Annotated in this window: 14 protein-coding genes; 1 reads left to right on the forward strand and 13 read right to left on the reverse strand. The window is 25.9% G+C overall.

The window, feature by feature from the left end:
- Positions 1-10: 10 nt before the first annotated feature.
- From PHC28_RS12305 to PHC28_RS12320, 4 genes are all read right to left on the reverse strand, one after another.
- Entirely contained in the window at positions 11-217 is a 207-nt protein-coding gene (locus tag PHC28_RS12305; protein WP_300100827.1) for a hypothetical protein, read from the reverse strand.
- A 104-nt stretch (positions 218-321) separates the two neighbouring features.
- The gene (locus PHC28_RS12310; protein ID WP_300100833.1) at positions 322-1692 is read right to left on the reverse strand and encodes a DUF4942 domain-containing protein; all 1371 of its coding nucleotides are present in this window, start codon (positions 1690-1692) and stop codon (positions 322-324) included.
- 144 nt (positions 1693-1836) lie between these two features.
- On the reverse strand, positions 1837-2055 hold the full coding sequence (locus PHC28_RS12315; RefSeq protein WP_300100838.1) for a hypothetical protein: 219 nt from the start codon (positions 2053-2055) through the stop codon (positions 1837-1839).
- Between the two features lie 20 nt (positions 2056-2075).
- Positions 2076-2324, reverse strand: coding sequence for a hypothetical protein (locus tag PHC28_RS12320; RefSeq protein ID WP_300100843.1), 249 nt, complete (start codon positions 2322-2324; stop codon positions 2076-2078).
- Positions 2325-2651: 327 nt separating this feature from the next.
- Between PHC28_RS12320 and PHC28_RS12325 the strand changes: the two genes are divergently transcribed.
- A complete protein-coding gene (locus PHC28_RS12325; RefSeq protein ID WP_300100846.1) occupies positions 2652-3161 on the forward strand; it encodes a hypothetical protein in 510 nt (169 codons plus the stop codon).
- A 134-nt stretch (positions 3162-3295) separates the two neighbouring features.
- Here PHC28_RS12325 and PHC28_RS12330 read toward each other — a convergent pair whose 3' ends face one another.
- The 9 genes from PHC28_RS12330 to PHC28_RS12370 all read right to left on the reverse strand — a co-directional run.
- Positions 3296-4231, reverse strand: coding sequence for a hypothetical protein (locus tag PHC28_RS12330; RefSeq protein ID WP_300100849.1), 936 nt, complete (start codon positions 4229-4231; stop codon positions 3296-3298).
- Positions 4232-4313: 82 nt separating this feature from the next.
- Complete coding sequence (locus PHC28_RS12335) at positions 4314-4466, reverse strand: hypothetical protein (RefSeq protein WP_300100852.1); 153 nt, start codon at positions 4464-4466, stop codon at positions 4314-4316.
- Positions 4467-4569: 103 nt separating this feature from the next.
- Positions 4570-4974, reverse strand: a complete 405-nt coding sequence (locus PHC28_RS12340; protein ID WP_300100855.1) for a hypothetical protein — start codon at positions 4972-4974, stop codon at positions 4570-4572.
- A gap of 59 nt (positions 4975-5033) precedes the next feature.
- The gene (locus PHC28_RS12345; protein ID WP_300100858.1) at positions 5034-5585 is read right to left on the reverse strand and encodes a hypothetical protein; all 552 of its coding nucleotides are present in this window, start codon (positions 5583-5585) and stop codon (positions 5034-5036) included.
- Positions 5586-5587: 2 nt separating this feature from the next.
- On the reverse strand, positions 5588-5941 hold the full coding sequence (locus PHC28_RS12350) for a DUF3307 domain-containing protein (RefSeq protein ID WP_367278029.1): 354 nt from the start codon (positions 5939-5941) through the stop codon (positions 5588-5590).
- Positions 5942-5952: 11 nt separating this feature from the next.
- The gene (locus tag PHC28_RS12355; RefSeq protein ID WP_300100861.1) at positions 5953-6942 is read right to left on the reverse strand and encodes a hypothetical protein; all 990 of its coding nucleotides are present in this window, start codon (positions 6940-6942) and stop codon (positions 5953-5955) included.
- Position 6943: 1 nt separating this feature from the next.
- A complete protein-coding gene (locus tag PHC28_RS12360; RefSeq protein ID WP_300100864.1) occupies positions 6944-7123 on the reverse strand; it encodes a hypothetical protein in 180 nt (59 codons plus the stop codon).
- 25 nt (positions 7124-7148) lie between these two features.
- Positions 7149-7580 carry a Hint domain-containing protein gene (locus PHC28_RS12365; RefSeq protein WP_300100867.1) on the reverse strand — a complete coding sequence of 144 codons (432 nt, stop codon included), beginning with the start codon at positions 7578-7580 and terminating at the stop codon, positions 7149-7151.
- 30 nt (positions 7581-7610) lie between these two features.
- Positions 7611-8011: hypothetical protein (locus tag PHC28_RS12370; RefSeq protein ID WP_300100870.1), on the reverse strand; the 401-nt coding region annotated here is incomplete at its 5' end.

The raw sequence follows: 8011 nt of genomic DNA on the forward strand, positions 1-8011 counted from the left end.
CCTATTTTTATCACTTACATTCTTGTGGTAATTTTGTGATCCTATCAATTTTAACAGTCGCACCACTTGTAAACTGAATATAATTGATACCATCGATACAAGTAGTATATCCACCACCAGTTTGTGTAGCTACCCATCTTTCTGCTTTTCCACAACCAGTAATAGCTAATACCGCAATCGCTAATACCATTACCAAAGTGATTTTACTTTTTCGCATAAATAATCCTTGATTTTTGTAAATTTTTCAAATAAATACCAAATTATGAAAATTGCTATTAACAATTCCAATGAAGTTACGATAACCATTAGACACCATAATCTTTAACATTGATCTGAATCACCACAATATCTATCATTTATGACCATTTTAGATGTTATTTTTTCTGCATCATCATATTGTTTCCAAAAAGATTTAGATGCTTTATCATCTTGTGGTAGCCAGGATCTTTCTTTTCCAACCATACGATTTAATCTATCAATCAAATCTTTACGGGTTGGAAAAAAGTGCATTGATCTTTTCCCTTTATAATATCGAATATCAAAATATTCAGTTGATATTCTTTCTCTGGAACATAATAAATCCCACTTATCACTTATACATTTTTCAAGTGTACTATACCCATCAAAATCAGTTGATTTACCATCTAACATCGCGAATACTTTATCAAAATCCGCTAACTTATTTCTGAATTCCCACGGACAATATGTTTGCCATTCATATGCATATGTTGGTAGAATAAATCTTGTCATCTTTACTCTATATGCTTGTGTTTTATGTTTATCATTTGATTTCCATCCACAATAATAAGCCCTATTATCAGTCTTATATTTTGTTATTTCATCAAAACAATCTAATAACATTTGTAAATTCATATCACTTTGATTATTTACAAGACCAAGTAAAAACCCTCTGATATTATTTTCAGTAAAACTTGATTTTGATACTGAATCAAAATCAGAAACTAATTTATTATATGTTTTTGATGATAAATATTTCCTGAACTCAGTTGAATTCAGTATATTCGTCCAAGCCTTTTTTTGTAACTCCGTATATCGAGTATTAAATGTTTCTTCTAGATTAAATTTATCAATCGTATTTTCTTGATTAAATGCTTTACCTAACAAATTTGAATAATATACAAATTCATCTTCAGCATATATTACTTGTTTTAATTTTTCAACTGCATTATTGAAAATTAAAACTATATTACCAATATTGTTATCTCTTAATACTAAATTATTTTTATTCGAAAAATCAATATCAGGGATATTATCTGATTCTAAACCATTCGTAAAATCATAAGCGGGTTCTTTAATTTTTTCTAACCAAATCAAAGCTATTTCAACGGATGTTTTTCTTTTAGTATCTTGAGATAAAAATTCATTATCATAAAATTCTACTTCGCCATGATCTTCAATCAATTTACACAATTGTTTTCTTTTTACTGAAAATGGATTTTTAATTGTTTCTGCATTTACAACAGCAACAATTTCACCAGAATATAATGAATCCCATGCCTTTAATACATGATCTACACCATTTTGAAATGGTGGATTCATTATAATATGGCTATACATACAAATAATATTTGAAGATAAAAAATCACCATCTATTACATTATAACCAAGCTCCCTAAGTACAGCTTGATTTTCAAAATCAATCTCAATACAATCAATATATTGTTTGTTCAATATATTTTTAAATGGAAGTAAAAGATCACCTCGGCCGGCACTTGGCTCAAGTATTCTTTTAAACGATTGGTTTTTAAATTTTCGTTTAGCTTTTATTGCTAATTCTAATGGAGTAGGATAAAATTGACTGTCATTTATAATAAATCAATCTTCTAAAATTGTATCAGGAAATATATTGATTTTTTTACCTTTATAGGTAATATTTGCAGTTGCAAAATTACCAAAAGATTGCCAAAAATTTACACGACGAATTATTTGTTTACCGCTTTTTGTATACAAAGTGATTTTTTCTGGTCTCCCATCGAGAGAATAATTAGTCCATCTAGTACAAGAATTATTTCTATACAATTTTCTTACAGACATAAAAATATTATTCCATAGATTTATGCTAATTTATATTGTTTCAAATTTACTGCTAATACAATTTCATCAGGAGTTAATTCGCTATTATTCATCTCTAGAGAATAATTATAAATTTTTTCAGGTAAAATAATACCAACGGCAGTTATAGCACTGTCTAAAGATTCTTCATCTTCATTGAAATAACTCCAATCAAAATTATTCCATGGTTCTGAAAACCATCTAACTATATTCTTCAGAGATGAAGAATTACCTCCATTCAATAATATCATAGTCTTATGATCTCTAGCCCATTCATAAAAATCAGATCTTTTATCATATTCAACTGACATATTTGTAATTTCCAAAACCATAATATCGCATAGTTATTCTCCTTTGTTTAAAATAATTTTAATAATTATATATTGTTTTTTTAAATTGTCAAATTTTTTATTATAATAGTAAAATTTAAAATATATTATTATATAATATAAAAAGTAAAATTTTTTCTATAAATATTTTATTTTAGGAGTACGACATGGAAGAGGCACCACTTGATATTATTGATGAATTAACACAAGAAGAAATTGAACAAATTGAAAAATTACTGGATAATTTAGATGAAGAATTTTACACTGACTAATATTTTAAAAAAGTATCATGATTATTGGTTGATATTACAAGATACTTCTGAATTAAAATTCACGAAAATATTAAAATATGATAGACCAAGACCAAATGGTATAATTGCATATAATATTTCAACTATATTAGATGAAATAGGAGATGAAGATCCTTTAACATATTTACAAATATCAAAAAAAGACAAGACTTGTTTTATTATTAAGCCCTTAGGAAAATCTCTAAATTTAAAACACAATGATATATTACGATCAATTTGGTTTGAAGGTATTTCAGATTATAATGCAGAATCGCTTAAATATAATACCTATGTTCTTTCAAAAATACAATCAAAAGAAACTAATACTTCGTGGAATGACGTATTAATCAAATGCGATGTTGATTATATTAACAATGAAAATGATAATTTATTTGATTCATTATTTCCGAAAGATGCAATTTTACTACTTAGTGACAAAATTAAGAAAATCACATCTTTTTCAATTTAAACAATAACTTACATTAAAAATTTGATTTTTTAAAAATAAATATTAACACATCAAGGCAATTCGCTTATATTATTTTATTTTTTGTAAAATCAAAAAAATCATGTTTATTTAACAATGACTTATAAAAGGAAATTTTAAAAAAACAATTCCATACCGAGTTGTTCTTTATACTCTTTGAGTTTGAATTTAACTAATCGAGGGGATTTTATTTTAATTATGAAATCCCCATTATTTTGTATAGTAACAATATTTTTAATATTTGATGGAACAATATCACTATAAAATTCTGTTATCCCATCTATATTATTTGATAATTCTCTCCAATACCGATTTCCTGTCAATTTACTAGGAAAATATTGTTTATAATAATCCTCAAATAATATGTTACCTTGTTTAACACCATTATTTTTTATAGTATGAACATATTCATCAATTAGCGATGTTATCCAATGAGAATGATTTTTTGGGATCAATTCTTGAATGTGGGATAATTTAACAGTATTACAAGATTTTTCAATTTTAGCTGAATATTTTATTCCGTTTACGATATAATCATAGAGAGGAAAATTATACTCTCTTGGGAATTCAATATGATTTTCATTTAACCATAATGCACCTAAGACTTCACCAAAGTCTTTTGCGATAATTGCATTATTGACACTCTCTTGATACATTGAAAGATTTCTATCAATATTAAAATGTTTTTTAGCAAATTGGGAATTGAATTTACATAATAATTTTATAATATGAGATCTATTATAATCATCAATATTATCTAACGAATTGTATACTGTGTTAGCAATATCATACGGGGTTTCATAATATCCAATAATGCCCAAATTTTGTGGCTTAACCCTTATGTATTGTTCTCTACCAGGTTTTAATAATTCCGAATAATGAATTTTTCGCAGTTCATTATTATATTCCACAATATACCAGATAGAGTTTTTTGGATTCAAATCTTTTCTGAATAAAACGGTTTGTGTTTTATCATATTTTAGATATAATTTCATATCAGAATTAAGATATTTTTCATATCCTTCTTTACTAGATAATGGTCTTCCTGACATAAATACCCATATTAAATACGGGTATTTATTTTTGATTTTATCCTTTATTTTTCACTTTATGTGTATTGAATTTGTTGAAAACTTATTCAATAGTTTCTACTGATATGATTCTATATTTTGATCCACCTATCCCGTTAATTTCATCGCCAACTGAAAATTCAACAGAAGTAATTTCGGATAAAGTAATACCTTTCAAAATACCAGAAATAAAGAATTTATCAATTTTATATAACATATCATTTACTCCATAGTTGATATAAATTCGATAACTTTTTCTTGTATCAAAAAGTTATCGATATATGTAATTTGATTTATAGGATAATTATAAAATAATATTCCTAGTTGTCAATACTATTTTTGAATCTTTTTGCTTCTAATAGAGCGATATGGTAAGGTCTATTAGTATTGATTGAAAATGTTTTACGCTTGTTGACGTTATCTTTTCGAATTGAAACGATAATAGTATTACCTATTTCATTATGATAAATATTTGGCTCAAGAATAAGCCATTTATTCTTTTTGATGAGTGGTGTATAATTGATGATTGACTGGCGTTGGATACTCAATTTTGTTTGTAAGTCTCTTTTATATTTAATCGCTTTTTGTAGCGCAATTCGTTGTCCATCTTTTGTATAACCAAAACTTTTTTGGTAGATCTTATTATCTACAGCGATACGTACAACGTAACATGCCCTTTTTTTAGACTCATAAATATTTTTACAAACTCTTATCAATGTATTCATTATAAAAATCTCACTGTTAATTTAATTCTTAATAATTATATTTTATCTTGATTAAAATGTCAAATAATTTTTTTAATAAGTTCTTCACTATATCTAGAACTTATTTCCCAACGATCTAAATATTTACCACATTTAGATTGTATTTTCATGAATTTACACCATTTACTTTTTCTGCACGTTTCACAAGATTTATCATATTTCAATATTTTTTGTATTGGGTATTCATTTTGGTAATCAAACTCAGGTTCAATGCCAGAAAGTAATAATTGTTCAGCGTATGGTATTGATGTTTCAATTAGAGTACCGTAAAAATATGCTTTTAATATTGATTGATCTGTTTCATTTTTATGACACTTATTTAAATCAGGTGATCCACAATATCCACACGCTGAATATATTGCTCCATCACATCTACCTTCGTGACTTGTTAAAGTACAAGGATTACATTCCATTTTTCTTATTCCCTTCTTCTTATTCCCTTCTAAATATCCTTGTACATAATTCACTAATCCATATACAAATAAAACAGCGATAATTTGGTAAATATTAGTAGAAATATCTAACAAATATACACTCAAACCTAATATGAAGATATCAAATAATAATTTCATAATTATAAATTCCAACAAATATATGCTATACCAAAATAGGTATAGAAATGACAAAGCTGATCAAATCCTAATAATACCCAATACCATTCACTATTATTTGGTTGTAAATTAAAATATGTATTGATTTTAACTTTTGCCCAATCAATATGATAATGCAATATAAAATCAATAATTGCTAACCAAATATATGTAGGATGCAATATTGATAATATAACTCCTGTAAATATACCGTGTGTTAAAGAGTGTAAAATACCACCAAGATGAAGATATTTACCTTTATTTTTATACATATATGGTATTTGGAAAGGAAAATCGCAAAAGAAATGTTTAGTCATCAACCAAAAAATTAAATCCATAAAATATCACCTCAAATATATAATTTTGTTTTTAAATAATTTATCGCTACTTGTTTTATTCGTATATCTTCATCTTTATCTCTACATAATTGTTGAGCATTATCACCAATAACAGAATATAAAAATGAATTGTAAATATTGATATGTTCAAATCTATCGCAATTTTTAATAATCAATTCAATTAGACCAGAAAATGAATATGATAGTTTAATTTGATCTTCATTCCAATAGTTGTGTTCTGGTTTATCAAATAATATATTTAATATTTTATTGATATTTCTAATATATTTTGAATCTTTAACATATAATTTTTGTAATATTGATTTACCTTCATATTCGACTGTTTTGAATTTGTATCTCAATCCTTTATTTACAGAAAAAGCATACAATGAAGATATTTCTTTTTTTATTTTTTTACCTGATTCATTAAGAAAAATCAATTCATCTATATTTTTTCCTGTGACAGCTCTTAATAATAATTTATGAAAGACTGCTTTAATACCAATCTCAGTATCTCTCCATTCTGAATTTTTACTAAAAGTTGACCAGATTGTTGGATATAATTCAATAAAATCGACAAATTCGAAATCTATTTGAATATTACCAAACAACTCATTATGCCATAAAGTAATAATTTGATCAACAGATTCTTTGTATCCTATTAAATAAAAACCAGATAAAACATTATGTAGGTTTTTATTTAAAACAAAAGATAATGATCTTCTATTATTTTTATCTACTTTAATATCAATATCACCTATAGTTGGTTTATATTTCAATAATTCACTAAGAGGTATTGACGTATCAAACAAATATTTAGTACTACCTGAATAATAGATATCATTATCTAATATATGATCCCATAATGGAAAAGAATATAAATTATTATGTTGATTACTAATACACCAAAATAGAGAACGAAGATGATACATTATTGATTCTCTATCCTCTACTTTGATTTTATCTGCTGGGATTGAATCGATTATTACATTACCGCCCACGTTAATCAGATTCCTCTAATACATTAAGATCATTATCATCATCTTCAGTACCAAGATATTCAGATATTGTTGGCCCAATATTTTTTTCACAATTATTGTATTCAGATAAAAATTCTTTATCACTAATTGAAGTTAAAAATTCATTAATTAACTTGGTACTTTTTAATTGAGTATCATCCATATTATCCTCTTATTTTAATATACAATTATTTACTTGAAGTGTGCACTAGTATATTATTTTCAGTTACAAAAAACGTATTATTATTTTCAACACTTATATCATATACAGTACAAGTTTGTTTTAATTTTTTTATTTTAATTATTTCTAAATCATCAATGTATTCTAATTCTTTAGCTTCGACCCAATCACCATCAACAAAAAATAAATGATCTTCTGTACATCGTATACTTGTATCGTCACTAAGTAATATTTCGATTATTTTTTTATCATCAAAAGTAAATATTTCATATACTTTCTTCCATGATTTTTTATCATTTTCTTCATCAAAAGACCATACCATTTCACCTATTTCAATATCACGAATTTCTTTGTAACCTTCTTTTGTTTTAACTAATGTTTCTCCAACGAAGCATCCTGCTTCTCTACTAATTGTAGCTATTTCCATATTTGTTTCCATGTTTACATCCTTACGCTTAAATACTGTTATTTAGTCATCAAATCCTTTGAATGGTACAACTTCATATTCAGAACTAAAAGATTCATCTAATGCAGCAAATCTATTTTTATTGGCAGTTGAAAATTTTTCTTTTAAATTTTTTCCTTCCAATTCTTTAGGTTTCGTATCAACTAAACCTTCTTGTTCTGATTCAGAAACATCATATAATGTTTGAGTCATAATGTCAACACCAATACAAAATCTTTTCTTATCAACGGATCCTCTATATCTATTTTTGAGGATCTTAACTAATAATTGTTGTATAGCATCTAATTCTTCAGTTCTAGCTAATGACATGATAAAATCTGCTGTTGCAGGAATACCAAAAGAACCACCAATATCTGTCATTTCAGCATCAGATGATGATGCTCCAGTTCTATTTAATTGCTGGG

Origin of the sequence: Flavobacterium sp. (assembly GCF_028712645.1) — a bacterium.
Classification (GTDB): Bacteria; Bacteroidota; Bacteroidia; order Flavobacteriales; family Flavobacteriaceae; genus Flavobacterium.